Origin of the sequence: Vibrio sp. 10N.261.54.E10 (assembly GCF_002877735.2) — a bacterium.
GTDB lineage: Bacteria > Pseudomonadota > Gammaproteobacteria > Enterobacterales > Vibrionaceae > Vibrio > Vibrio crassostreae_C.
Window position 1 is genome coordinate 508092 of sequence record NZ_MCXE02000001.1, and the last position, 23087, is coordinate 531178.

Genomic DNA, 23087 nt, shown 5'->3' on the forward strand with positions numbered 1-23087 from the left:
TCATAATTCGGTATTCAATTTTATGACAGGCTCTAGCGGCAAGCGGCGTATTGTACTGGTTTCAAAACCGACTGACTAGTAGTCTGAACAAATCTCTTATGTAGTGGTTTTTATTATCGTTAACGCCATATGCCATAAGGGATAACCCTTTTTTCGAATAAGGTTTTTGGTTACAAGTTAGTTATGAAAAAGTACAATCAAAAACAGTCAAAGAATCAAACTGATAAGTACGAAATATGAACAGTTACGATATTGTAGTAGTCGGTGGCGGCATGGTTGGCGCAGCAACAGCAATCGGTTTTGCAAAGCAAGGTCTGAGTGTTGCGGTGATCGAAGGTTTTGCCCCACAAGCTTTTGATGAATCGCAAGCGATGGACATTCGTGTGTCAGCGATTTCTCAAGCATCGGTCGATTTGCTTGAAAATCTTGGTGCATGGCAAAGTATTGCAGCAATGCGAGTGTGTTCTTATAAACGTTTAGAGACGTGGGAGCACCCAGAGTGTCGTACTCGATTTGATGCTGCCTCACTAGACCTTCCTCGTTTGGGCTATATCGTTGAGAACAGACTCATTCAATTAGGTTTATGGTCTCAATTTGATGCCTACGACAATCTCGAACTGTTATGCCCAGAAAAGCTCGATGTGATTGAGTTTGGTGAAATCAATATCGTAAAGCTTCAATCAGGGGCTGAGTTGTCTGCGAAGTGGGTGGTTGGTGCTGATGGTGCGAATTCAGCCGTTCGCCAACAAGCTGGAATTGGCATCACGGCTTGGGATTATCGACAACACTGTATGCTTATCAATGTAGAAACAGAACAACCTCAGCAAGATATTACTTGGCAGCAATTTCTACCAAGTGGCCCTCGTTCATTTTTGCCTTTGTGTTCTCTAACCTCTGACGGTCAAGAAGTCGGGCTGGGCTCGTTAGTTTGGTATGATTCTCCACTGCGTATTAAGCAACTGTCAGCAATGGCCCCTGAAAAACTACGTAACGAAGTACTTACTCACTTTCCTAAAGAGTTAGGTGATATCAAAGTCTTGAATTCGGGTTCTTTTCCTCTGACACGACGTCATGCTCAATCATACTCGAAGAATAACTGTATTTTGGTCGGAGACTCTGCGCATACCATCAACCCTTTGGCTGGGCAGGGTGTTAACTTAGGCTTCAAAGATGTATCAGTACTGCTGGATGTCACCAAAGAAAAGGGTGAATTGAACCAGTCTGTAGCAAGACGCTATGAAGTGATAAGAAGAGGCGACAATCTAATGATGCAAAGTGGCATGGATTTCTTCTACAAGACATTCAGCAACGACATTGGCCCACTGAAATTTGTACGTAATGCTGCTCTAAAACTAGCTGAAAATTCAGGCCCGATTAAAGCTCAAGTATTGAAATACGCTTTGGGTCTCTAATTGAGCGTTTAAGACTGCTTATGAAAAGAAGGAGAGCGAATGCTCTCCTTTTTTGTATCAGATGACTACTATCGCTGTTGCGTCACACAAACCGGTGCATCGATCTCTAAAGAGTACCCTGTATAAACCAAAGACCCATCTTCATTATCTCGCTTGAATGAGGTGATGTTGTTGGAGTGCTGGTTGGCGGCGATAAGCCATTTCCCATCGTTCGTTATATGGAAGTCTCTTGGGAATTTGCCTTCAGTGTCGTAGCTATCAATGAAAGTCAGCCTTTGAGTCTCAGAGTCGATTTTGAAGCTACTGATTCTTGATTGGTGTCGACATGACACATAAAGGAATTGCTCATCAGGCGATAGCTTAATCGCAGCTGCGGCTTCTCCCTTCTCCATATTAGGCAATGCATCAATCTCTTCCACTACATTCCAAATGCCTAAAACCTTTTCCAAAGTCAGCAACGTTTCAGAGAGTTCACAGACCACATAGGCTCTGTCTTCAGCTTTGTTAAAGATTAAATGGCGAGGTCCATTGCCGGCGGGCACCTTAATAGACTGCATTGGCTCATCAAGGAACTCTTCTTGCTCTTCATCAAAGCAATAGAAGTTGATGCGATCGGTGCCGAGATCGACAGTCACAAACTGTGGTGAGTTTTGTAAGAACAGGCATTGATGGGCGTGTGGGCTAGTTTGTCTCTCTTTGTTTGGCCCGGAACCAACCATCTGGATTGTTTTGAGTCGTTTATCGATGCTGCCGTTGATACTTAAGCTAAAAATATCGAATGTGCCTGATGAGTATTGCGACGTGATAGCAAACTTATTGTGTGGATCTATCGCGACGTGACAAGGGTGATCTCCCGAGATGAGGCTTGTATTGTGTGTTAGCTGTGAATCAACATTAGGTATATGAATGAGCTGGGGCTGTTTTTGCTGGTCCACTTCCGATGCAGTATAGATCCCAGTCTTTGTTACAGCAATAAAAGAGGGGTTAGTACATTTGATGATCAGCTCTAGAGGTAATAGTTTTCCTGTTTCTAGATCTAACTGAGTTTGATAAACACCTTGGCTTTTACTTGGTGTATCTGTGTAGCAACCGATCGTTAAGGGGAGGGGTTTCATAGGCTAGTCATACTCAATTAGAAAATGGAGCTGACATTGTCTTATAAAATCGTATTAAAAGTGAGGTTATAGAAGAGAATACTTGGTGACTTGGCTAGCAGATTTGCATATTCCAGATAAAACAAAACCCAGCTAAAAAGCTGGGTTCTATTTAATGATGGTGCGGTCGGAGAGACTTGAACTCTCACACCTCTCGGCGCCAGAACCTAAATCTGGTGCGTCTACCAATTCCGCCACGACCGCAGCAAATCTTTATAGTCATATCGAATATTGGTGCTTCAATAAGACGTTGTATAAGTGGTGGCTACTGCGGGATTTGAACCTGCGACCCCATCATTATGAGTGATGTGCTCTAACCAACTGAGCTAAGTAGCCATAATAAATCTAATAGATTCACTATTTGTTCTCTAATGAAAGAGAAATAATGGTGCGGTCGGAGAGACTTGAACTCTCACACCTCTCGGCGCCAGAACCTAAATCTGGTGCGTCTACCAATTCCGCCACGACCGCAGCAAAGCTTTTACTCTAGCGAAGAGTATAGTTAAGAAGACTTATGGTTTGTCTAAGTAACGTTGTAATGGCTGGGCTACCTGGATTCGAACCAGGGAATGCTGGCATCAAAAGCCAGTGCCTTACCGCTTGGCGATAGCCCAACAATGAATGGTCATCTAATGAAAGAAACACATTCTAAATAATGGTGCGGTCGGAGAGACTTGAACTCTCACACCTCTCGGCGCCAGAACCTAAATCTGGTGCGTCTACCAATTCCGCCACGACCGCAGCAAAGCTTTCCTCTCAACTAAGCAAAGAGCTTAGCAAAGAGTATATAGTTAAGAAGACTTATGGTTTGTCTAAGTAACGTTGTAATGGCTGGGCTACCTGGATTCGAACCAGGGAATGCTGGCATCAAAAGCCAGTGCCTTACCGCTTGGCGATAGCCCAACAATGAATGGTCATCTAATGAAAGAAACACATTCTAAATAATGGTGCGGTCGGAGAGACTTGAACTCTCACACCTCTCGGCGCCAGAACCTAAATCTGGTGCGTCTACCAATTCCGCCACGACCGCAGCAAATCTTTGTAGTCATACTGAATATTGGTGATTCAATATAACGTTGTAATAGTGGCTGGGCTACCTGGATTCGAACCAGGGAATGCCGGCATCAAAAGCCGGTGCCTTACCGCTTGGCGATAGCCCAACAATGAATGGTCATCTAATGAAAGAAACACATTCTAAATAATGGTGCGGTCGGAGAGACTTGAACTCTCACACCTCTCGGCGCCAGAACCTAAATCTGGTGCGTCTACCAATTCCGCCACGACCGCAGCAAATCTTTGTAGTCATACTGAATATTGGTGATTCAATATAACGTTGTAATAGTGGCTGGGCTACCTGGATTCGAACCAGGGAATGCCGGCATCAAAAGCCGGTGCCTTACCGCTTGGCGATAGCCCAACAATGAATGGTCATCTAATGAAAGAAACACATTCTAAATAATGGTGCGGTCGGAGAGACTTGAACTCTCACACCTCTCGGCGCCAGAACCTAAATCTGGTGCGTCTACCAATTCCGCCACGACCGCAGCAAATCTTTATAGTCATACTGAATATTGGTGATTCAATAAAACGTTGTATAAATGGTGGCTACTGCGGGATTTGAACCTGCGACCCCATCATTATGAGTGATGTGCTCTAACCAACTGAGCTAAGTAGCCAATAATAAATCTAATCGATTCACTATTTGTTCTCTAATGAAAGAGAAATAATGGTGCGGTCGGAGAGACTTGAACTCTCACACCTCTCGGCGCCAGAACCTAAATCTGGTGCGTCTACCAATTCCGCCACGACCGCAGCAAATCTTTATAGTCATACTGAATATTGGTGATTCAATATAACGTTGTAATAGTGGCTGGGCTACCTGGATTCGAACCAGGGAATGCCGGCATCAAAAGCCGGTGCCTTACCGCTTGGCGATAGCCCAACAATGAATGGTCATCTAATGAAAGAAACACATTCTAAATAATGGTGCGGTCGGAGAGACTTGAACTCTCACACCTCTCGGCGCCAGAACCTAAATCTGGTGCGTCTACCAATTCCGCCACGACCGCAGCAAATCTTTATAGTCATACTGAATATTGGTGATTCAATACAACGTTGTCTTTTCTTTCTCGAAGAAAGAGTGGTGGCTACTGCGGGATTTGAACCTGCGACCCCATCATTATGAGTGATGTGCTCTAACCAACTGAGCTAAGTAGCCATCTGAGAGCGAGACAATATAATATAATCTTGCTTTCAATGCCATTATCTTTTTAAAGATAATTACACTTTAAATTGTGGCTGGGCTACCTGGATTCGAACCAGGGAATGCCGGCATCAAAAGCCGGTGCCTTACCGCTTGGCGATAGCCCAACAATGATATCTTAAAGACATCTCAATATGGTGCGGTCGGAGAGACTTGAACTCTCACACCTCTCGGCGCCAGAACCTAAATCTGGTGCGTCTACCAATTCCGCCACGACCGCGTTATTTCCTAAAAACTCTTTGTTACTAAAGACAAACTTTAATATCAAATAGAGTGCTTAGGAAATGGTGGCTACTGCGGGATTTGAACCTGCGACCCCATCATTATGAGTGATGTGCTCTAACCAACTGAGCTAAGTAGCCATTTCCATATTGTTGCTCATTTCGAAACGTTGCCGCTTCGCTGTGAACGGGGCGCATTATGCGGAGTTGAGTGAAACCCGTCAACTTTTTTTTTGAATAAATCGCGAATAAACATCTGTTCGGTTTCTTTTTAGGCAAAGAGGCGTATTTGTCGACAAAAAACAGGTCTAAAAGGCGATATATATAGGAAGTTAACTTTCTGGTGAGGGACAATTTAGAAAGGGGAAAAACAAAAAGGCCAGTGAATTCACTGGCCTTTTTTCTAGATGTTTAATCAGAATTATACATTGAAGCGGAAGTGAACAACGTCACCATCTTTAACGATGTATTCTTTACCTTCAAGGCGCCATTTACCTGCGTCTTTCGCACCGCTCTCACCGTTAAATTCGATGAAGTGATCGAATCCAACAACTTCAGCACGGATGAAACCTTTCTCGAAGTCTGTATGGATCTTACCCGCTGCTTGTGGCGCAGTTGCACCTACAGGGATTGTCCAAGCACGAACTTCTTTAACACCAGCTGTGAAGTAAGTCTGAAGAGTCAGTAGTTCGTAACCAGAGCGGATCACTCGGTTAAGACCTGGTTCTTCGATACCCATATCCGCAAGGAACTCTTCGCGATCTTCGTCATCAAGCTCAGAAAGCTCTGATTCGATTGCTGCACAAACAGCAACAACAACGTTGTTTTCGTTTTCTGCGTATTCACGAACAGCGTCTAGGTATGGGTTATTTTCAAAACCATCTTCTGCAACGTTTGCGATGTACATTGTTGGCTTAAGCGTTAGGAAGTTTAGGTAGCCGATTGCTGCCGCTTCTTCTTTGCCAAGTTCAACAGTACGTGCCATACCACCTTCAGTTAGAACTGGAAGTAGCTTTTCTAGTACAGTGATTTCGAATTTAGCGTCTTTGTCGCCGCCTTTCGCTTTCTTCGCGTTACGTTGAATTGCACGCTCACAGCTGTCTAAGTCAGCCAGTGCAAGTTCTAGGTTGATCACTTCGATATCTTCAATTGGAGATACTTTGCCAGCAACGTGAACAATGTTTTCATTTTCAAAGCAGCGTACAACGTGACCGATAGCGTCAGTTTCACGGATGTTAGCTAGGAATTTGTTACCAAGACCTTCACCTTTAGATGCGCCAGCAACTAGGCCCGCGATATCTACGAATTCCATTGTCGTTGGAAGGATCTTCTGTGGATTAACAATTTTTGCTAATGCATCTAAGCGTAGATCTGGAACCGGAACGATACCTGTGTTTGGTTCGATCGTACAAAATGGAAAGTTTGCTGCTTCGATGCCTGCTTTAGTCAGTGCGTTAAACAGAGTTGACTTACCAACGTTTGGTAGACCAACGATGCCACATTTAAAACCCATGATATAAACCTTATTCTGCTTTGAACGTATGTAAGCGATTTTGTGCTTTTGGTAGGCCATCTTTTAATAAGATGTCTAGGCTGCGAACCGATTCGTCAACGACGGCCTCGATACACTCTTGCTCTTTTTGAGGAGCTTTGCCTAATACATAACCTGCAACTTTATCTTTGTGTCCTGGATGGCCGATGCCTAATCTAAGACGATAGAATTCTTTATTGTTACCCTGCTTGCTGATGATGTCTTTCAGACCATTATGTCCGCCATGACCACCACCTTTTTTAAACTTTCCAATACCAGGAGGCAGATCTAACTCATCGTGAGCGACCATGATCTCTTCTGGTTTAATTTGGTAGAACTTTGCTAAGGCTGCAACTGCTTTGCCTGACAAGTTCATAAAAGTCGTTGGGATCAGCAAACGAAGATCTTCACCGTGAACCATGATACGACCCGTTAGGCCAAAGAACTTTGGTTCGTTCTTTAGTGTCACGTTATGTACACGCGCTAATTCTTCAACTACCCAAGCGCCCGCGTTGTGGCGAGTTTTGGCGTATTCTGGACCTGGATTAGCCAGTCCAACGAGAAGTTTTATTTGTTGGCTCAAGGTATGGATCTCTCTTGGGATTTCAAAAAGCGCCGTATGATATCACAGTTTATGAAAAAGGTGCGAGCTAGCTGATAGCTGCGCGATTATTCCTGTTTGTGATAACTAGCAGTGCAATATTACTCAGACATAAAAAAAGCACTTCATTGACTGAAGTGCTTAATATCTTTCTCTCGCGTGTTTCTAAAACCAAGCTTTTGTAAAAAAAGCTATTGGGCTTTGATTAGTTGAACATCGCTGAGATTGATTCTTCGTTGCTGATACGACGAATCGCTTCAGCAAGCATGCGAGAAAGGCTAAGTGTTGTCACTTTACCCGTCGCAGCCATCTCTGGAGATAGAGAGATAGAATCCGTTACGATAACTTGGTCTAGAACAGAGTTCTTGATGTTGTTCGCAGCAGTACCAGAGAAAACAGCGTGAGTTGCGTAAGCGAATACACGCTTAGCACCGCGCTCTTTAAGCGCTTCAGCTGCTTTACATAGTGTGCCACCCGTATCGATCATGTCATCAACGATAACACAGTCACGACCTTCAACATCACCGATTAGGTTCATTACTTCAGAAACGTTAGCACGTGGACGACGCTTATCAACGATAGCGATGTCAACATCACCTAGCGCTTTAGCCGTTGCACGAGCACGTACAACACCACCAAGGTCTGGAGAAACCACTACTGGGTTTTCTAGGCCACGGTTAGCCATGTCTTCTAGAAGAACTGGAGTGCCGAAGATGTTATCAACAGGTACATCGAAGAAGCCTTGGATTTGCTCTGCGTGTAGGTCGATAGTAAGAACGCGGTCAACGCCAACGTTAGAAAGGAAGTCTGCAACAACTTTTGCAGTAATTGGCACACGAGCAGAACGTACACGACGATCTTGACGGGCATAACCGAAGTAAGGGATTACAGCAGTAATACGGCCAGCAGAAGCACGGCGCATTGCGTCAATCATTACCACCAATTCCATAAGGTTGTCATTGGTTGGTGCACAAGTTGATTGAATCAGGAATACATCGCTACCACGAACGTTTTCATTGATTTGAACAGCGACTTCGCCATCAGAAAAACGGTCTACAGTAGCATCGCCAAGAGAGATGTATAGACGATCAGCAATACGTTGGGCTAGTTCAGGTGTTGCGTTACCAGCAAATAGCTTCATATCAGGCACGGTGGAAACCTCGGGTTGCGTCCAGTTTTAAATAGATTGTGGGTGGGCTGATTGGTATTCAGCCAGAGTTTCTTTTAAAGGAGAAATGTTTCTTCCTTTCGCTACGAAAGCGGAAACTGTGTCAGGCAGTTGTTCTCGCACCAATTCGGCTTCTTTTTTGCTGTTAAATTCAGCAAAAACGCACGAACCTGTACCAGTCAATCTCGACGGCGCGTATTGTAGCAGCCATGAAAGTTGCTTATCAACCTCTGGGTACAGCATTCGCACAATTTTTTCGCAATCGTTTACGTATTCTTGCTCTAGAAGCGTTGCTAGCGCTCGCTTTGGCGTATTTCGAGTTAATTCTGAATGTTTGAATATGTCTGCAGTTGCTATGCTCACTTGAGGTTTGGCGACTAGATACCATTTTTCATCCGGATTAGCTGGTGACAATTGTTCTCCAACCCCTTCAGCAAAGGCGGCGTGGCCTCGAACGAAGACAGGAACGTCAGCACCAAGCTTTAAACCGATCTTGGCGAGTTGATCGTCTGACAGGTTGAGTTGCCATAAATAATTCAGAGCGACCAACACGGTTGCTGCATTTGAAGAGCCTCCGCCAATACCGCCACCCATAGGCAGTACTTTCTTGAGTTCAATATCGGCACCGAAACAGGTTGAGGTATATTGCTGTAGCGCAGTAGCGGCTTTCCAGATCAGGTTGTCTTCTGTTGCAACGCCTGGTATTTCCGGTGTGATTGTTATCGAGCTAGTTTCTGAGTTTGCGGTAACCGTCAGTTCATCACCAAAATCGACAAACTGAAATAAAGTTTGAAGTTCGTGATAGCCATTGTCACGTCGACCAGTGATATAGAGAAATAAATTCAGTTTAGCCGGAGAAGGCCAATGGGTTGGCGTTGTTATCATTTTTTCAGTGTCCACTTCGAAACTACAATGTTGATTTTGTTATCGTCTTGCTTGAATGACAATCGAGTAGGGAGGGGGATTATCTCTACCTTAGTGTTGTCTTCATCTGAGAGGTGTTTACTCTGCATCTCAGTATTTCGATAATTAGCGAAGTTCAGTGTCCATAGCTGGCTGCTGACTTGTTTGGTTAGAGACTCAAGCGTGTTAGTTGTATTTAACTGGTAGCTGTCAGCTTGGTCTGGAATGCCAAGGAACCATTGAGGCAGGTGATCAATAGGTATCTGCAAACCTGTCAGTTGCTCAACCAATACAGAGGCACTTGCGTGAGTAAATACTTGGTCGTCATAGGTCACCACTTTGGCCCCCGACGGATCTATAGTCAGGTTCAATGCGGTTTGACCGAGGAATGTCGTGAGCCTTAATTGACTGTGATTTGGTGAATGCTTCCAAATGAAGTTTAGGCTTTGGCGCTGCTCTGGAGAAATGTAGGCGAGCTTGCCCGAGGCTTGGTAGTTTTCTATCTGTAGAAGTCGGTTTTGGTGACTTTGCCACTCAACACTGGTCGGTTGTTCAGGTATAGACGAGCAACCCACCATAATTATGGTCATAAAAATAAGAGACGTGATTCTACGAAGTTTGCTCATATTTGCTCACAACTTGTTCAAATTTATCTAAAAAACGCTTCAACTATAGCATTGAATTCACGAACTCAGGAAAACAAATCCCGCTTGCTCTTTAAATAGAGCCATGCATCAAGTAAAATTCGCCCCTTGTTTCCATTCCCTGATCGAGAACTTCTGATACATGTCTTTGCTTGCCGTAGGTATCAATCACAATACAGCGTCGGTTGAATTGCGAGAAAAAGTCGCTTTTGGTCCAGATAAATTATCTGAGGCACTCAAGCAACTTAACGCAAATGCACACGTGAATGGAAGTGTCATACTTTCTACCTGTAATCGAACTGAAGTGTATTGCGACGTTAAAGGCGTGGCTAAAAACAAACTCATCGATTGGTTGTCGGTTTTCCATCAAGTTAGCCCAGAAGAGCTAAAGCCAAGCCTTTATATCCATGAAGAGCAGGCGGCGATTAAACACTTAATGCGCGTTGCTTGTGGTTTGGACTCTTTAGTCTTGGGTGAACCGCAGATCTTAGGTCAGGTGAAGCAAGCGTATACGGACTCGCGAGAGAACAAATCCGTTGATGCTTCAATGGAAAAACTATTCCAGAAATCATTTTCTGTTGCGAAGCGTGTTCGAACTGAAACTGAAATCGGCGGAAGCGCGGTTTCTGTAGCTTACGCAGCCTGTACCTTAGCCAAGCATATTTTTGAATCCATCGCAGATTCAACCGTGTTACTGGTTGGTGCGGGTGAAACCATTGAGCTGGTGGCTAAGCACCTTTCGGCGAATGGCTGTACAAAAATGATTGTGGCGAACCGAACTCGAGAACGTGCTCTAGGGCTAGCAGAAGAATTTGGTGCTGAAGTGATCAGCTTGAATGAGATCCCTGATCATCTTCATCGAGCGGACATCGTAATTAGCTCAACCGCAAGTCCATTGCCTATTATCGGTAAGGGTATGGTTGAGACTGCTCTAAAAACAAGAAAGCATCAGCCGATGTTATTGGTTGATATTGCCGTTCCACGTGATGTGGAATCGCAGGTTGGTGATCTAAATGATGCCTACCTTTATTCGGTTGATGATTTGCAGTCGATTGTTGATGGCAATATCGAACAACGTAAAGTTGAAGCGATTCAAGCTGAAGCGATCGTCAGTGAAGAAAGTGCCGCGTTCATGAGTTGGATGCGCTCTTTACAAGCGGTAGACAGTATTCGAGATTACCGTAAATCGGCTAACGAAATCCGCGAAGAATTATTAAGTAAAAGTTTACAATCGCTTGCCGCTGGCGGTGACCCTGAAAAAGTTTTACTCGAGCTCAGCAATAAGCTCACAAACAAATTGATCCATGCTCCAACGCGCGCACTTCAAAGTGCAGCTGAGCAAGGAGAACCTGCAAAATTAATGGTCATTAGACAGAGTTTGGGCTTAGAAAACCCTCAATAATATTAGACCTCCAACAAGATAAGACATTATGAAAGCCTCGATTCTAGTAAAGCTTGAAACACTTGTTGAACGCTATGAAGAAGTTCAACATCTACTTGGTGATCCAGATGTAATCGGGAATCAAGACAAATTCCGTGCACTTTCGAAAGAATACTCTCAACTTGAAGAAGTGACAGCTTGCTTCCAGTCATACCAGCAAGCGAAAGAAGATCTAGAAGCTGCTGAAGAGATGGCAAACGAAGACGACGCAGAAATGCGTGAAATGGCTCAAGATGAAATCAAAGATGCGAAAGCAGCAATTGAACGTCTGACTGATGAGCTACAGATTCTTCTTATTCCAAAAGATCCAAACGATGAGCGTAACTGTTTCCTAGAAATCCGCGCAGGTGCGGGTGGTGATGAAGCAGGTATCTTCGCGGGCAACCTGTTCCGTATGTACTCTAAGTTTGCTGAGAAGAAAGGTTGGCGTGTTGAAATCATGAGCAGCAATGCTTCTGAGCAAGGCGGCTACAAAGAGATGATCGCTAAGGTTAGTGGCGACGCTGTTTACGGCACCATGAAGTTTGAGTCAGGCGGTCACCGTGTACAACGTGTACCTGAAACCGAATCTCAAGGCCGTGTTCACACGTCAGCATGTACGGTTGCGGTTATGCCTGAGATCCCAGAAGCGGATCTTCCAGAAATCAAAGCGGGCGACCTTAAAATTGATACTTTCCGTGCATCAGGCGCGGGTGGTCAGCACGTTAACACCACGGATTCAGCAATCCGTATTACTCACTTACCAACGGGTACAGTAGTAGAGTGTCAGGACGAGCGTTCTCAGCATAAAAACAAAGCGAAAGCGATGGCTGTTCTTGCTGCTCGTATTGTTCAAGCAGAAGAAGAGCGCCGCGCGGCAGCGGTTTCTGATACACGTCGTAACCTACTAGGTTCGGGTGACCGTAGTGACCGTATTCGTACGTACAACTACCCACAAGGCCGTGTTTCGGATCACCGTATCAACCTTACAATTTACCGTCTTAACGAAGTACTTGAAGGTGACATGCAAAGCTTGCTTGATCCTGTACTTCAAGAGCACCAAGCCGATCAGCTTGCTGCACTTGCAGAGAACAACTAACCAGTATGCAGTCAGCATATACGGTTGAAAGTGCTTTAAAAGCAGCAATCGTAAAGCTTCAAGAGGGTGATAACACATCACCCTCTATTGATGCCGCGGTACTGCTTTGTCACGCCTTAGATAAACCAAGATCTTACCTACTGACTTGGCCTGAGAAGCATCTCACCTCTGAGCAAGAGTCTGAATTCAATGCCCTTCTAAAACGTCGCTTAACCGGTGAGCCTGTGGCTTACATTATCGGTGAGCGTGAGTTTTGGTCACTGCCGTTAAAAGTTTCCCCTTCTACATTAATCCCACGCCCAGATACCGAGCGTTTGGTTGAAGTAGCGTTGGATAAAACCTTTGGCAAGCAAGGCGCGATTCTCGATTTAGGGACTGGTACAGGTGCTATCGCGTTAGCATTGGCGTCTGAGATGCCGAATCGACAGGTAACGGGTATTGATCTTCGCCCTGAAGCACAGCAGCTTGCTACAGAGAATGCACAACGTCTCAATATCACCAATGCGACTTTTTTGCACGGCAGTTGGTTTGAGCCTTTGAGCTCTGAAGAAACTGTGAAGTTCTCTCTGATTGTTTCTAACCCGCCATACATTGAGAAGAATGATCCTCATTTATCTCAAGGCGATGTGCGTTTTGAGCCGATCACAGCACTGGTTGCTGAAGAGAAAGGGCTTGCAGATATTCGATACATTTCTGAAAACGCACGCGACTTTTTGGAAAATGAAGGTTGGTTAGCATTTGAACACGGCTATGACCAAGGTTTGGCAGTTCGTGAGATTATGCAGGCGCTCGGTTATCTCGATGTTGTCACAGAGAAAGATTACGGTGGTAATGACCGAGTGACATTGGGTCGTTACTGTTCATAGTTAGTGATTGTTAATCGTCTTGTGAGCAATGGATGATGAACTTGCTAAATTGATACCTTTAACTCGACAATACATTTAACCCGATAATGCATTTAACGCAGAAATACAGAGATTTTACGCAGAACTACAGAGCATTAACGGGTATTGTGAGGCTCGTGTTAACGAAAGCACATATAAAAATATAAAGGAATACCATGTACGAAGGTCTAAAACATTTTCACCTATTAACGATTGCTATAAGTGCGCTACTTCTCTCGATTCGTTTCGCTCTTATGATGGCTAACTCACCTAAGCTTAAGCATCCTTTCTTGCAGCGTTTCCCTCATATCAATGACTCGTTGCTATTGCTATCGGGTATTGGTTTGATTTTCATCACTGGCTTTATTCCATTTACACCAGCAGCACCATGGTTAACCGAAAAACTAACTTGTGTTATGGCTTACATCGCATTAGGTTTCTTTGCGCTTAAGCTAGGTAAAAACAAGCTACTGAGAGTATTCTCTTTCTTTGGTGCGCTTGGCTGGTTAGCGATGGCAGGCAAAATCGCAATGACCAAGACACCAACATTTTTCGGTTAATTATCTCCTTATTTCGGTTAACTATCTATGTACGAATTTTTTGATGAAGACTTTGACCAGCTAGAATTAGCTGAAGGTGCATTGATCTTAAATAAAGCGATTAACCCAGAAACTCAAGACAGTTGGGCAGAGCAAGAGCTGGCGAGATTGTTAAAAGACGCCGAGTTTGCTTTGGTTAATGAAACCGATGAACAGCAGAAGTTTGAATCTTTTATTCGACTATTCTTTTATGAATGGGGTTTTGCTGGCGATAAAGATGCGTATTTCTCTTCGGAAAACGCGTTCATCGATAAAGTGCTTGAGAGAAAGAAAGGCATTCCAGTGAGTCTGGGGGCGATCTTTCTTTTTCTAGGTCGCAAGCTAGGCTTTCCTGTAGAGGGCGTCTCTTTCCCGACTCAATTCTTACTTAAAGTAAGTTGGTACGGGCAAGCTGCAGCCTATATTAACCCTTATAACGGTGAGTATGTTGGCGAACAAACGCTGCGAGCATGGTTAATTGGCCATGATGGCCCATTAGCTAAGGTGAAACCTGAGCACTTAGAAGTCGCCGACCACCCAACAATTATTGGTAAGTGGTTAGCCCTGCTCAAGAGTGCACTGCTGCGAGAAGAGCGTTATACACTTGCATTGAAGTGTACTGACCTTGCTTTGACGTTTGTACCTGATGACCCATATGAAATCCGTGACCGCGGTTTTATCTATCAGCAGCTAGACTGTCACCAAGTAGCCGCAACCGATTATCAATACTTTATCGACCAATGCCCAGATGACCCGGCATCTGAGTTACTGAAATCTCAAGTGAACGTCATGAACGAAAAGACAGTGGTTGTTCACTAATTAATAATTATTTAGAGAGAATATGATGGAACAGAAAACAGTTCATATTGGCGATATGCCAATTGCTAACGACAAGCCATTTACGCTATTTGCAGGCATGAACGTTCTTGAATCTCGCGATCTTGCTATGCAGATCTGTGAGCACTATGTAAAAGTAACCGAGAAGCTGGGCATCCCTTACGTATTTAAGGCGTCTTTTGATAAAGCGAACCGCAGCTCAGTTCATTCATACCGTGGTCCAGGAATGGAAGAAGGTCTCAAAATCTTCCAAGAGCTGAAAGATACTTTCGGCGTGAAGATCATTACTGATATCCACACAGAAGCTCAAGCTCAGCCTGTTGCGGATGTGGTTGATGTAATCCAACTACCTGCATTCCTAGCTCGTCAAACTGATCTTGTTGAAGCAATGGCTAAGACTGGCGCAGTAATCAACGTGAAGAAGCCTCAGTTCATGAGCCCGAATCAAGTTGGCAACATCGTTGATAAGTTCGCTGAGTGCGGTAATGACAACATCATCCTTTGTGAGCGTGGCGCTTGCATGGGTTACGATAACCTTGTTGTGGATATGCTTGGCTTTGGCGTAATGAAGAAGTCTTCAAACGGTAGCCCAATCATCTTCGACGTGACGCACTCTCTACAAATGCGTGACCCATCAGGTGCTGCATCTGGCGGTCGTCGTGAGCAAACGGTTGAACTTGCTAAAGCGGGTCTTGCTACGGGTATTGCGGGTCTGTTCATTGAAGCTCACCCAAACCCAGACCAAGCTCGTTGTGATGGCCCATCTGCGCTACCTCTAGACAAACTAGAGCCGTTCTTGAAGCAGATGAAAGCACTTGATGACCTTATCAAAGGCTTTGAGCATATTGATATTAAATAATTGAGATGGATGTGAAGTAACGGAAACGTTATTTAACAAAGTTGATCTAAGAAAGCCCAGTTCTCTGAATTGGGCTTTTTTTTTATCTCGTAAAATCAGCCGAACATAAACCGTTCATTTAAAGAGTTGTTAACGTGGCGGGTTATTACCTAAGAAACTCTTATATGAGTGTGAGGTCAGTCCTGTTTGCAGTAAATTGCAGATATTCATCACACTTTGTAAGTAAACGATTGCTTGTGATGCAGGGGAAGTTTGAGTGTAATCTCATAATTTTGTTACACTTAACTGTTGACCTATGCGTGACCAATTCGACATAAATATGAAATCGTCGTGTTACATCTAGAATGTTAATTTAAGATTAGTCATGTTGAAGTCTTATTGTTCGAACTCCAGGAAAGGGGTCGCAATAGATTATAAAAAGCAGTGGATTCCCTAAAAAGTTCAAAGGTATGACAATGAAGCAACGCCTTATTCTAAAGACAGCACTAAGTGCTGCAATTCTAGCTACTCTAGCTGGGTGTGCGTCTCAATCAGCTCATGATTGGAACCAAGACGAAACTTACAAGCTAACGATTCTTCACACAAACGATAACCATGGTCGTTTCTGGCAGAATAAATATGGCGAATACGGCATGTCTGCACGTAAAACGCTAGTTGACCAACTTCGTTCAGAAGTTGAAGCAGAAGGCGGTAGCGTGTTGCTTCTATCTGGCGGTGACATCAACACGGGTGTTCCAGAGTCAGACCTTCAGGACGCAGAACCTGATTTTAAAGGTATGAACAAAATTGGTTACGATGCCATGGCATTGGGTAACCACGAGTTTGATAACTCTTTAGACGTATTACAAAAGCAGATCGACTGGGCTAACTTCCCAATGCTATCTGCAAACATCTACGATAAAGCGACAGGTGAACGTAAGTTCCAAGCTTACGAGATGTTCGAAAAGCAAGGCATCAAGATTGCGGTTATTGGTTTAACAACTGAAGATACCCAAAAGATTGGTAACCCTGAATTTATCGCAGGCATCGACTTCCGTGATCCTAAAGAAGAAGCGAAGAAGCTAATCGCTGAACTTAAAGAAACAGAAAAACCGGATCTAATCTTTGCTGTGACTCATATGGGTCACTACGAAAATGGCCAACGTGGTGTTAATGCTCCGGGTGATGTCGCACTTGCTCGTTACCTAAACGAAGGCGATCTAGACATGATCGTTGGTGGTCACTCTCAAGAGCCTGTATGTATGGAAGGCCCTAACGTTGCGAAGAAAAACTTCAAGCCGGGTGATGAGTGTAAGCCTGACGTACAGAACGGTACTTACATCGTTCAAGCTCACGAGTGGGGCAAGTACGTAGGTCGTGCTGATTACGAATTCCGTAATGGCGAGCTAGAGATGGTGAGCTACGACCTGATTCCAGTTAACCTTAAGAAGAAAGTTAAGATCGAAGGTAAGAAGCAACGTGTTCTTATTCAAGATGAAATCGCACAAGACCCAGAGCTACTTGAATTCCTACGTCCTTTCCAAGAGCAAGGTCAAGCACAGCTAGAAGTTCAAATCGCTGAGACAAATGGCAAGCTTGAAGGCGATCGTAACGTCGTTCGTTTCCAACAGACCAACCTAGGTCGTTTGATTGCGACTTCTCACATGGAGCGTGCAAAAGCAGACTTCGCTGTGATGAACTCTGGTGGCGTTCGTGACTCAATTGAAGCCGGTAATGTTACTTACAAAGATGTACTGAAGGTACAGCCTTTTGCAAACATCCTGACTTACACAGACATGACGGGTAAAGAAGTTCTGGATTACCTAAATGTAGTAGCGACTAAACCAATCGATTCTGGTGCTTACGCTCAGTTTGCTGGTATCTCTATGACAGTAGCGAACGGTGAAGTATCGAATGTATTCATCGGTGGCAAACAGCTTCGTCTAGACGAAACTTACCGTTTCACAGTACCAAGCTTTAACGCTGCTGGTGGTGACGGTTACCCTAAACTGTCTGATCACCCAGGTTACGTAAATACTGGTTTTGTTGATGCTGAAGTACTGAAAGAGTACCTAGAAGCAAACAGCCCGGTTGACGTGAACAAGTACGCGCCTTCAGGCCAAATGGTTTACAAGTAATTGAATCCAAGCAATTGTATCAATAGGTGCTAAATTAGATTGACTCTAGCACCATGATAAATTTAACTAAAGCGACGCCTCGGCGTCGCTTTTTGTTTATCTATCGTTTGGATTTGTTATGACCCCAGCAATCAATCTCGCCAAGAAAAAGAAAATCGCTCATAGCGTGCATCAGTACCATCATGATGCCAATAATACGAACTATGGTTTAGAAGCCGTTGAAGCGCTTGGTCAAGATCCCAAACGTGTATTCAAAACGCTGTTGTTCTGCTTGAATGGTGTGGCGAAAGATTTGGCAGTCGCCGTTATTCCTGTCGACCAGAAGCTAAACCTAAAGCTGGCAGCAAAAGCGGCGAAAGGCAAAAAAGCAGAGATGGCTGATCCAGATATTGCTCAGAAAACCACGGGTTATGTCGTGGGGGGAATTAGTCCGCTTGGTCAGAAGAAAGCACTACCTACCTTCGTTCATTCCAGTGCGACAGGTTTTGAAACGATATGTGTGAGTGCAGGTAAGCGTGGGCTAGAGATTGAATTAGACCCAAAAGACTTAACACTGCTGACTCGCGGCCAGTTTGCTGATCTATGTTTATAGATTGTTGTCATGATGATAAAACTATCGAATGACAAACAAAAACGCCCGCTAGACTAATCTAGCGGGCGTTTTTATATCGAGTGTCTCGTCTTACTGATTCAGACTACTTCTTCAGACCTAAAGTACCACCAACACGCTTTGGTGCAGGTTTGTTCGGTCTGTTTGAATCTTGGCTGCGGTTTGCCGGCTTACCGCTTCTACGATCGGTATTATCGCGATCTGTGCGATTGCGATCCGAACGATTTCTATCTGAATTAGAACGCTCTGAACGAGAGTTCGATTTCCAGTTCTCGGTATTACCACCGCTTTCACCATTCGATGAATTGCGGCCACGCTTTGAATTAGGTGCATGACGGAATTCATCCGCATTGTTACCGCGGTAGGTGCGTGTACGGTTCTCGTTTTGATTACGGCGCGCTGTTGAAGCTTGGTTCTCTTCACGGCTATCAAAAAGTTTCGCGTCAGTCGCTTTGCGAATGCGTTGACCTTTCGCGTTCATTTTTGACGCATCTTCCGTACTTACTGAGCCTTCACACATCGCTAAAATTTCAGTGATCTCTTCGTCGCTCAGGTAGCGCCATTTGCCGTTAGGAATACCGTCTAGTGAGATATTCATAATACGAACACGACGCAGTTTAAATACTTCATAACCGAGCGCTTCACACATACGGCGAATTTGGCGGTTAAGGCCTTGTGTTAGCGTAATTCGGAATGAGAACTTAGTCTCTTTCTCTACTTTACATGGCAAAGTGACTGTATCGAGAATGTGAACGCCAGCGCCCATTTGCTTCAAGAATTCCGTCGTAATCGGCTTATCTACACGCACCACGTATTCTTTCTCGTGGTTGTTACCTGCACGTAGGATCTTGTTTACGATGTCGCCGTCATTGGTTAGGAAGATAAGGCCATCAGAAGGCTTATCTAGACGACCAATCGGGAAAATGCGCTTGTGGTGGCCAATAAAGTCGACGATGTTGCCAGGAATATCACGCTCAGTCGTACAGGTGATACCTGTTGGTTTATTGAGAGCAATGTAAATCGGCTTCTCTTTTGAGCGAACAGGCTTATTGTCGATCTCAACATCATCACCTGGCAAGACTTTAGTACCCATTTCAGGGATCTTACCGTTAATAGTAACTCGGCCTGCATCAATCAGTTTATCGGCTTCGCGGCGTGAGCAAAAACCAGTTTCACTGATGTATTTATTAAGGCGTTTAGCTTGGGATTCTTGTGACATGATATTCTCTTAGCGTTTCACAACGGAAATGTAGATAAACAAAAAGCAACCTTTGGATAGTTGCTTTGAGTTGAAATTCGTTAACTGAGGTAATTTTAGCACTTGGTGTGAGTCTAGGCACGAAATATCGATCTTGATGCAAAATCGTTACTAGTCCATTTATCTATCTCAACCTATTAACTGGTGCGTTTTTGATGGCGCTCTCTGTTCTCTAGCTTTTTCTCATTACTCTTTCTGAGCATTACGTAGACTGCGCCCGTACCACCATGAAATTGCTGAGCAGAATGAACACATTGAACGTCGTTGATTTGTGTTAGCCAATTTGCCACGTAGCTTTTCATCATTGCAGGTGGATTCGAACGCTCACCCTTACCATGAACAATGATGACGGTACGAACATCCATTCTTAAACACTGACGCAAAAATGAAAGCACTTCGTTACGTGCGTCTTTCAGTGTTTTCCTATGAAGGTCGAGCTTGGCTTGAATAGGGTATTTTCCTAGGCGCAGCTTTTTGTATACGCCTTCTTGTACACCGTCTTTTTTATAAGCAACAACATCGTCTGGCTTGATCATTGGCGAATAGTCTAATGATAAGTAGTCTTTCTCGTCGTCAGACAGCCACATAGCGGCTTCACGCTTAGCAAGGTGAGATTCGGTGACTCGGTGTACTTTCTGGTGTTCAGCGGTGTCATGGTCGATACGTTTAACATCGCCCATCATTTCTTGGAATAGATCTAAGTCATCATCATGAGACATAGTGTGTATCTCAAGTTGGAGAAGGATAGGGTAAGTATACCTAAGTTGAGGTTAGGTTTAAAAATGAAAAAACCGGAGAAGACAATAAGTCTGCTCCGGTGCAAAGCGTTTTGACATTTACTTATAAAGTAAAAGAATACTTAAAAGTAAATGATTTAGGCAGAGCGATTCTAGTGAGGAGATTTTTCAGTCATAACTTTGTATATGAAGAAGCCTCCATAAAACATCATGAGACCCAGAGCCCCGAAGATTACTATCATTGAAGATAGTCCCACCGCATTACCAAATAGGAGATCTAGCCAAAAGTCCATGTGTATACCTCAAAGTTATATGACATGGCTTAGTGTATTAACAAGCATTATCAATTCACTGATCTGGATCAATCCTGTTTCATAAGTTAAATACTTGTTGGTAACTGTGTGTTTTTCGTCACATCATGCTCGTTGTTGTATGTCTTTTGTTCGAACGATTCAAAATCGCAATAAATATGAGAAAAAGCCCTTGCGGATAAATTCAGAACCCGTATTATACGCTCCATCGACAGGCAATGAGCCAGTTAGATATCTCGGTGAATAGCGCAGCTTGGTAGCGCATCTGGTTTGGGACCAGAGGGTCGGGGGTTCGAATCCCTCTTCACCGACCACATTAGAAAAAGCCGTAGCAGAAATGCTACGGCTTTTTTGTATTTGGGATTTCTACATTCTAACTGCATTGACTGTTTATGGTTGAGGGCAGAGAGTTAGGTCTATTGGACAAACTCATTTGTCGCAACGTTGTTCTTAACCCAGATCAAAGCTTGTAAGCGATTCTTCACCTTGATTTTTTTAAACGTGTTGTGAAGGTGTGCTTTGACCGTATTCTCACTGACATAGAGGGTATCTGCTATCTGAGTGTTAGATGCTCCATCACCGAGTAACTTAATGATCTGCTGCTCGCGTTTGGTCAGCTTGAGGTAATAAGGACTGGTTTTCGCGCACTGCCTCTCTCTGTAGAAGCTAATGTACTGGTAAATGAGCTTTCTACTCATCCACATCTCGCCTTGCAAAATGCAGTTAAAGCCGGCCACGAGCTTTTCAAGCGTGTCCGACGTATAAAAAATGCCGACAAGATACTGCCATTTAAGCATTTCAGAGTGCGGGAAATCGCCTGGTGTATTGAGTAGCACTTCATGGACATCACTTGCTACGTCATCTCTGAGCTCCTGGTATTTCTCTATGTATTGCTTACTCATTGTCGGGAAATCAATAATAATCAGAACTAAGTCATCGTTTTTTAGGGATTTAGCACTGAGCCTTTCCGGTGATATGAGTTTTATGTTCAGGTTAACTTTCTGTTCTATAGACTCTTTTAGTAGTATCGATTGTAAATTGTTCTCCGCAAGTAAAATGGCGTTATGAGCCTCCAGTTTAGCCATGTGGAACTCCTTTTCTTAACTCATTACTTGAACTTTAGGTGTTTTAGTTTAAAGCACGTATTGTTATTTTGCTAACTTTTAAAGCTAATTATTCATCAAATTTATGAAATTAATTTAATAGTATTGTCGAAGGTAAAATAATACTTAAGTAGAAAGAGGGAATTACCGAGATTTATGGTTTTATTTTATTGATTGTACAGTCTTTATGAATTTTCCAGATCCCCTTGTTTGGGTGAAGTTTTATAGTGGCAGGAAACTGATTTATATTAATAATCAACGTTGTAATACCACTATTCGTATTCTGGTTGAAATTAGAGTTGGTGTTCGTACTCAACGTTAATGAAGATGCCACACTGTTATTTATGGTCAGAATAAGACTTTTATTTTTTATCAGGCACTGTACTGAATTTAAATCAGAAGAAAATCCATTAAAATGGAAAGAAATAAATAAAACGGCGATCAACGCCGTTTTAATATATGCACTCTTTATCATATTAATTCTGATAAATTATACCGACATTACCACTTGCGCCATTACCTGAAACGAGAGCAGTATCATAAGAGGTTTGTTCAATCATAAATTGGTTTGAACTGCTGTTTGTTAAGCTAACAATGGCATCTGAATGAGATCCTGTTTGTAACGTGAATACTCGGTTATCGCTACTGCTCACGAGATCGATATCGACATAGTTATCGTCGCCACCACCAACATCGGTGTTGACTATCGTTTGAACATAGTTATTATCGCCGCTGATATCGATGTCTACATCATTATTATCAACACTCGCGTTACTAAACTCGGTATAGGTTGTATTGGAGTTACCAGAGACATTCACATCAGCTTCATTGTAGTCAGCACCACCTAGAGCATTGACGACAGAGATGTTCTCGTTACCCACTTGTGTAACTCGTAAATCATTGCTTCGACCATAAGGTTGAACTGTAATTTGGGCTTGGTTACTAACACCATCTTGATCAACCCAGGCGTTGTTGTTTACATAGCGTAACTTAACGTGAGCTTCATTGAGATTGCCATCTTGTTGAACCACTACGTCAGAGTTATAGCTAGCATGTGTGTCAACTAGTGCAACATGCCCATCAGTAACACCAGACGTGTTCTGGTTAATGGTGACATTGGCATTATCGCCACTACCCATTTGCCAAACGGCAGTATTATCCATCGCTAAAGGTTGAATACCGGCTACTGTCGATGATATGCCAAGATCGGTTGTTCCTTCTATTGTCCCCAACGCTGGCTCAGAGGCTGGAAAAGGAGCAGGTAAATTATCTGCGTATGCTGCATTAAAGCCCAGAATAGCACCGACTATAATTCCAATTTGTGTAACTTTCATAAGTTGTATCCTTATACATTTCCATGTCGACTATGTTGTTACT

20 protein-coding genes and 20 tRNA genes are annotated in these 23087 nt (G+C 43.6%); 10 read left to right on the top strand and 30 right to left on the bottom strand.

Annotated elements, in window-relative coordinates:
• Window positions 1–236: 236 nt before the first annotated feature.
• Entirely contained in the window at window positions 237–1412 is a 1176-nt protein-coding gene (locus BCU07_RS02120) for a 2-octaprenyl-3-methyl-6-methoxy-1,4-benzoquinol hydroxylase (protein ID WP_102333782.1), read from the top strand.
• 68 nt (window positions 1413–1480) lie between these two features.
• Here the strand turns inward: BCU07_RS02120 and BCU07_RS02125 are convergent, their stop codons facing one another.
• The 25 genes from BCU07_RS02125 to lolB form a co-directional block, all read right to left on the bottom strand.
• On the bottom strand, window positions 1481–2527 hold the full coding sequence (locus BCU07_RS02125) for a lactonase family protein (protein ID WP_102428252.1): 1047 nt from the start codon (window positions 2525–2527) through the stop codon (window positions 1481–1483).
• Window positions 2528–2685: 158 nt separating this feature from the next.
• A tRNA-Leu gene (locus tag BCU07_RS02130) sits at window positions 2686–2770 on the bottom strand.
• 55 nt (window positions 2771–2825) lie between these two features.
• A tRNA-Met gene (locus tag BCU07_RS02135) sits at window positions 2826–2902 on the bottom strand.
• 50 nt (window positions 2903–2952) lie between these two features.
• Window positions 2953–3037, bottom strand: a tRNA-Leu gene (locus BCU07_RS02140).
• Window positions 3038–3105: 68 nt separating this feature from the next.
• A tRNA-Gln gene (locus tag BCU07_RS02145) sits at window positions 3106–3180 on the bottom strand.
• A 42-nt stretch (window positions 3181–3222) separates the two neighbouring features.
• A tRNA-Leu gene (locus tag BCU07_RS02150) sits at window positions 3223–3307 on the bottom strand.
• Between the two features lie 87 nt (window positions 3308–3394).
• A tRNA-Gln gene (locus BCU07_RS02155) sits at window positions 3395–3469 on the bottom strand.
• A 42-nt stretch (window positions 3470–3511) separates the two neighbouring features.
• Window positions 3512–3596, bottom strand: a tRNA-Leu gene (locus BCU07_RS02160).
• Between the two features lie 55 nt (window positions 3597–3651).
• Window positions 3652–3726: transfer RNA gene (locus BCU07_RS02165), tRNA-Gln, on the bottom strand.
• A 42-nt stretch (window positions 3727–3768) separates the two neighbouring features.
• Window positions 3769–3853: transfer RNA gene (locus tag BCU07_RS02170), tRNA-Leu, on the bottom strand.
• A gap of 55 nt (window positions 3854–3908) precedes the next feature.
• Window positions 3909–3983 (bottom strand) — tRNA-Gln (locus BCU07_RS02175).
• A gap of 42 nt (window positions 3984–4025) precedes the next feature.
• Window positions 4026–4110 (bottom strand) — tRNA-Leu (locus tag BCU07_RS02180).
• A 55-nt stretch (window positions 4111–4165) separates the two neighbouring features.
• Window positions 4166–4242, bottom strand: a tRNA-Met gene (locus tag BCU07_RS02185).
• 51 nt (window positions 4243–4293) lie between these two features.
• Window positions 4294–4378, bottom strand: a tRNA-Leu gene (locus BCU07_RS02190).
• A 55-nt stretch (window positions 4379–4433) separates the two neighbouring features.
• Window positions 4434–4508: transfer RNA gene (locus BCU07_RS02195), tRNA-Gln, on the bottom strand.
• A 42-nt stretch (window positions 4509–4550) separates the two neighbouring features.
• Window positions 4551–4635: transfer RNA gene (locus tag BCU07_RS02200), tRNA-Leu, on the bottom strand.
• A 72-nt stretch (window positions 4636–4707) separates the two neighbouring features.
• Window positions 4708–4784, bottom strand: a tRNA-Met gene (locus tag BCU07_RS02205).
• Between the two features lie 77 nt (window positions 4785–4861).
• Window positions 4862–4936 (bottom strand) — tRNA-Gln (locus BCU07_RS02210).
• 28 nt (window positions 4937–4964) lie between these two features.
• A tRNA-Leu gene (locus BCU07_RS02215) sits at window positions 4965–5049 on the bottom strand.
• Window positions 5050–5114: 65 nt separating this feature from the next.
• Window positions 5115–5191, bottom strand: a tRNA-Met gene (locus tag BCU07_RS02220).
• A 280-nt stretch (window positions 5192–5471) separates the two neighbouring features.
• Complete coding sequence (ychF, locus tag BCU07_RS02225; RefSeq protein ID WP_010439159.1) at window positions 5472–6563, bottom strand: redox-regulated ATPase YchF; 1092 nt, start codon at window positions 6561–6563, stop codon at window positions 5472–5474.
• Between the two features lie 10 nt (window positions 6564–6573).
• Window positions 6574–7164: an aminoacyl-tRNA hydrolase gene (gene pth / locus BCU07_RS02230; RefSeq protein ID WP_004739815.1), complete on the bottom strand. Its 591-nt coding sequence runs from the start codon at window positions 7162–7164 to the stop codon at window positions 6574–6576.
• 223 nt (window positions 7165–7387) lie between these two features.
• The gene (locus BCU07_RS02235) at window positions 7388–8332 is read right to left on the bottom strand and encodes a ribose-phosphate pyrophosphokinase (RefSeq protein ID WP_004739814.1); all 945 of its coding nucleotides are present in this window, start codon (window positions 8330–8332) and stop codon (window positions 7388–7390) included.
• Window positions 8333–8359: 27 nt separating this feature from the next.
• Window positions 8360–9235 (bottom strand): 4-(cytidine 5'-diphospho)-2-C-methyl-D-erythritol kinase, encoded by an 876-nt coding sequence (ispE, locus tag BCU07_RS02240; RefSeq protein WP_198599059.1) that lies wholly within the window; start codon window positions 9233–9235, stop codon window positions 8360–8362.
• Window positions 9232–9879 carry a lipoprotein insertase outer membrane protein LolB gene (gene lolB / locus BCU07_RS02245; RefSeq protein WP_102428677.1) on the bottom strand — a complete coding sequence of 216 codons (648 nt, stop codon included), beginning with the start codon at window positions 9877–9879 and terminating at the stop codon, window positions 9232–9234. The genes ispE and lolB overlap by 4 nt, the downstream gene beginning before the upstream one ends.
• A 160-nt stretch (window positions 9880–10039) precedes the next feature.
• Between lolB and hemA the strand changes: the two genes are divergently transcribed.
• The 8 genes from hemA (at window position 10040) to ybaK (ending at window position 18283) form a co-directional block, all read left to right on the top strand.
• On the top strand, window positions 10040–11299 hold the full coding sequence (gene hemA / locus BCU07_RS02250) for a glutamyl-tRNA reductase (protein ID WP_017062312.1): 1260 nt from the start codon (window positions 10040–10042) through the stop codon (window positions 11297–11299).
• A gap of 28 nt (window positions 11300–11327) precedes the next feature.
• Window positions 11328–12416, top strand: a complete 1089-nt coding sequence (prfA, locus tag BCU07_RS02255) for a peptide chain release factor 1 (protein WP_017062313.1) — start codon at window positions 11328–11330, stop codon at window positions 12414–12416.
• A gap of 5 nt (window positions 12417–12421) precedes the next feature.
• Entirely contained in the window at window positions 12422–13282 is an 861-nt protein-coding gene (prmC, locus tag BCU07_RS02260; protein WP_102428678.1) for a peptide chain release factor N(5)-glutamine methyltransferase, read from the top strand.
• 194 nt (window positions 13283–13476) lie between these two features.
• Window positions 13477–13860 carry a SirB2 family protein gene (locus tag BCU07_RS02265; protein WP_009848726.1) on the top strand — a complete coding sequence of 128 codons (384 nt, stop codon included), beginning with the start codon at window positions 13477–13479 and terminating at the stop codon, window positions 13858–13860.
• A 27-nt stretch (window positions 13861–13887) separates the two neighbouring features.
• The gene (locus BCU07_RS02270; protein WP_017064164.1) at window positions 13888–14697 is read left to right on the top strand and encodes a SirB1 family protein; all 810 of its coding nucleotides are present in this window, start codon (window positions 13888–13890) and stop codon (window positions 14695–14697) included.
• A 22-nt stretch (window positions 14698–14719) separates the two neighbouring features.
• Window positions 14720–15574, top strand: a complete 855-nt coding sequence (gene kdsA, locus BCU07_RS02275) for a 3-deoxy-8-phosphooctulonate synthase (RefSeq protein ID WP_017069619.1) — start codon at window positions 14720–14722, stop codon at window positions 15572–15574.
• A 455-nt stretch (window positions 15575–16029) separates the two neighbouring features.
• Window positions 16030–17691: a bifunctional UDP-sugar hydrolase/5'-nucleotidase UshA gene (gene ushA / locus BCU07_RS02280; protein WP_102428679.1), complete on the top strand. Its 1662-nt coding sequence runs from the start codon at window positions 16030–16032 to the stop codon at window positions 17689–17691.
• A gap of 118 nt (window positions 17692–17809) precedes the next feature.
• Window positions 17810–18283 (top strand): Cys-tRNA(Pro) deacylase, encoded by a 474-nt coding sequence (ybaK, locus tag BCU07_RS02285; protein WP_050651812.1) that lies wholly within the window; start codon window positions 17810–17812, stop codon window positions 18281–18283.
• Window positions 18284–18386: 103 nt separating this feature from the next.
• Here ybaK and rluF read toward each other — a convergent pair whose 3' ends face one another.
• The 3 genes from rluF to BCU07_RS02300 all read right to left on the bottom strand — a co-directional run bounded on the left by rluF (window position 18387) and on the right by BCU07_RS02300 (window position 20589).
• Entirely contained in the window at window positions 18387–19520 is a 1134-nt protein-coding gene (rluF, locus tag BCU07_RS02290; protein WP_017064161.1) for a 23S rRNA pseudouridine(2604) synthase RluF, read from the bottom strand.
• Between the two features lie 176 nt (window positions 19521–19696).
• Window positions 19697–20278 (bottom strand): DNA endonuclease SmrA, encoded by a 582-nt coding sequence (gene smrA, locus BCU07_RS02295; protein ID WP_017062320.1) that lies wholly within the window; start codon window positions 20276–20278, stop codon window positions 19697–19699.
• A 170-nt stretch (window positions 20279–20448) separates the two neighbouring features.
• The gene (locus BCU07_RS02300) at window positions 20449–20589 is read right to left on the bottom strand and encodes a DUF3149 domain-containing protein (RefSeq protein ID WP_017062321.1); all 141 of its coding nucleotides are present in this window, start codon (window positions 20587–20589) and stop codon (window positions 20449–20451) included.
• Window positions 20590–20844: 255 nt separating this feature from the next.
• On the opposite strand from BCU07_RS02300, the gene BCU07_RS02305 reads away from it, so the two are divergent.
• Window positions 20845–20921, top strand: a tRNA-Pro gene (locus BCU07_RS02305).
• 102 nt (window positions 20922–21023) lie between these two features.
• On the opposite strand, the gene BCU07_RS02310 is transcribed toward BCU07_RS02305, so the two are convergent.
• On the bottom strand, window positions 21024–21692 hold the full coding sequence (locus BCU07_RS02310) for a LuxR C-terminal-related transcriptional regulator (protein ID WP_017064159.1): 669 nt from the start codon (window positions 21690–21692) through the stop codon (window positions 21024–21026).
• A gap of 494 nt (window positions 21693–22186) precedes the next feature.
• Window positions 22187–23044 carry a curlin gene (locus tag BCU07_RS02315; RefSeq protein ID WP_102428680.1) on the bottom strand — a complete coding sequence of 286 codons (858 nt, stop codon included), beginning with the start codon at window positions 23042–23044 and terminating at the stop codon, window positions 22187–22189.
• Window positions 23045–23087 lie beyond the last annotated feature (43 nt).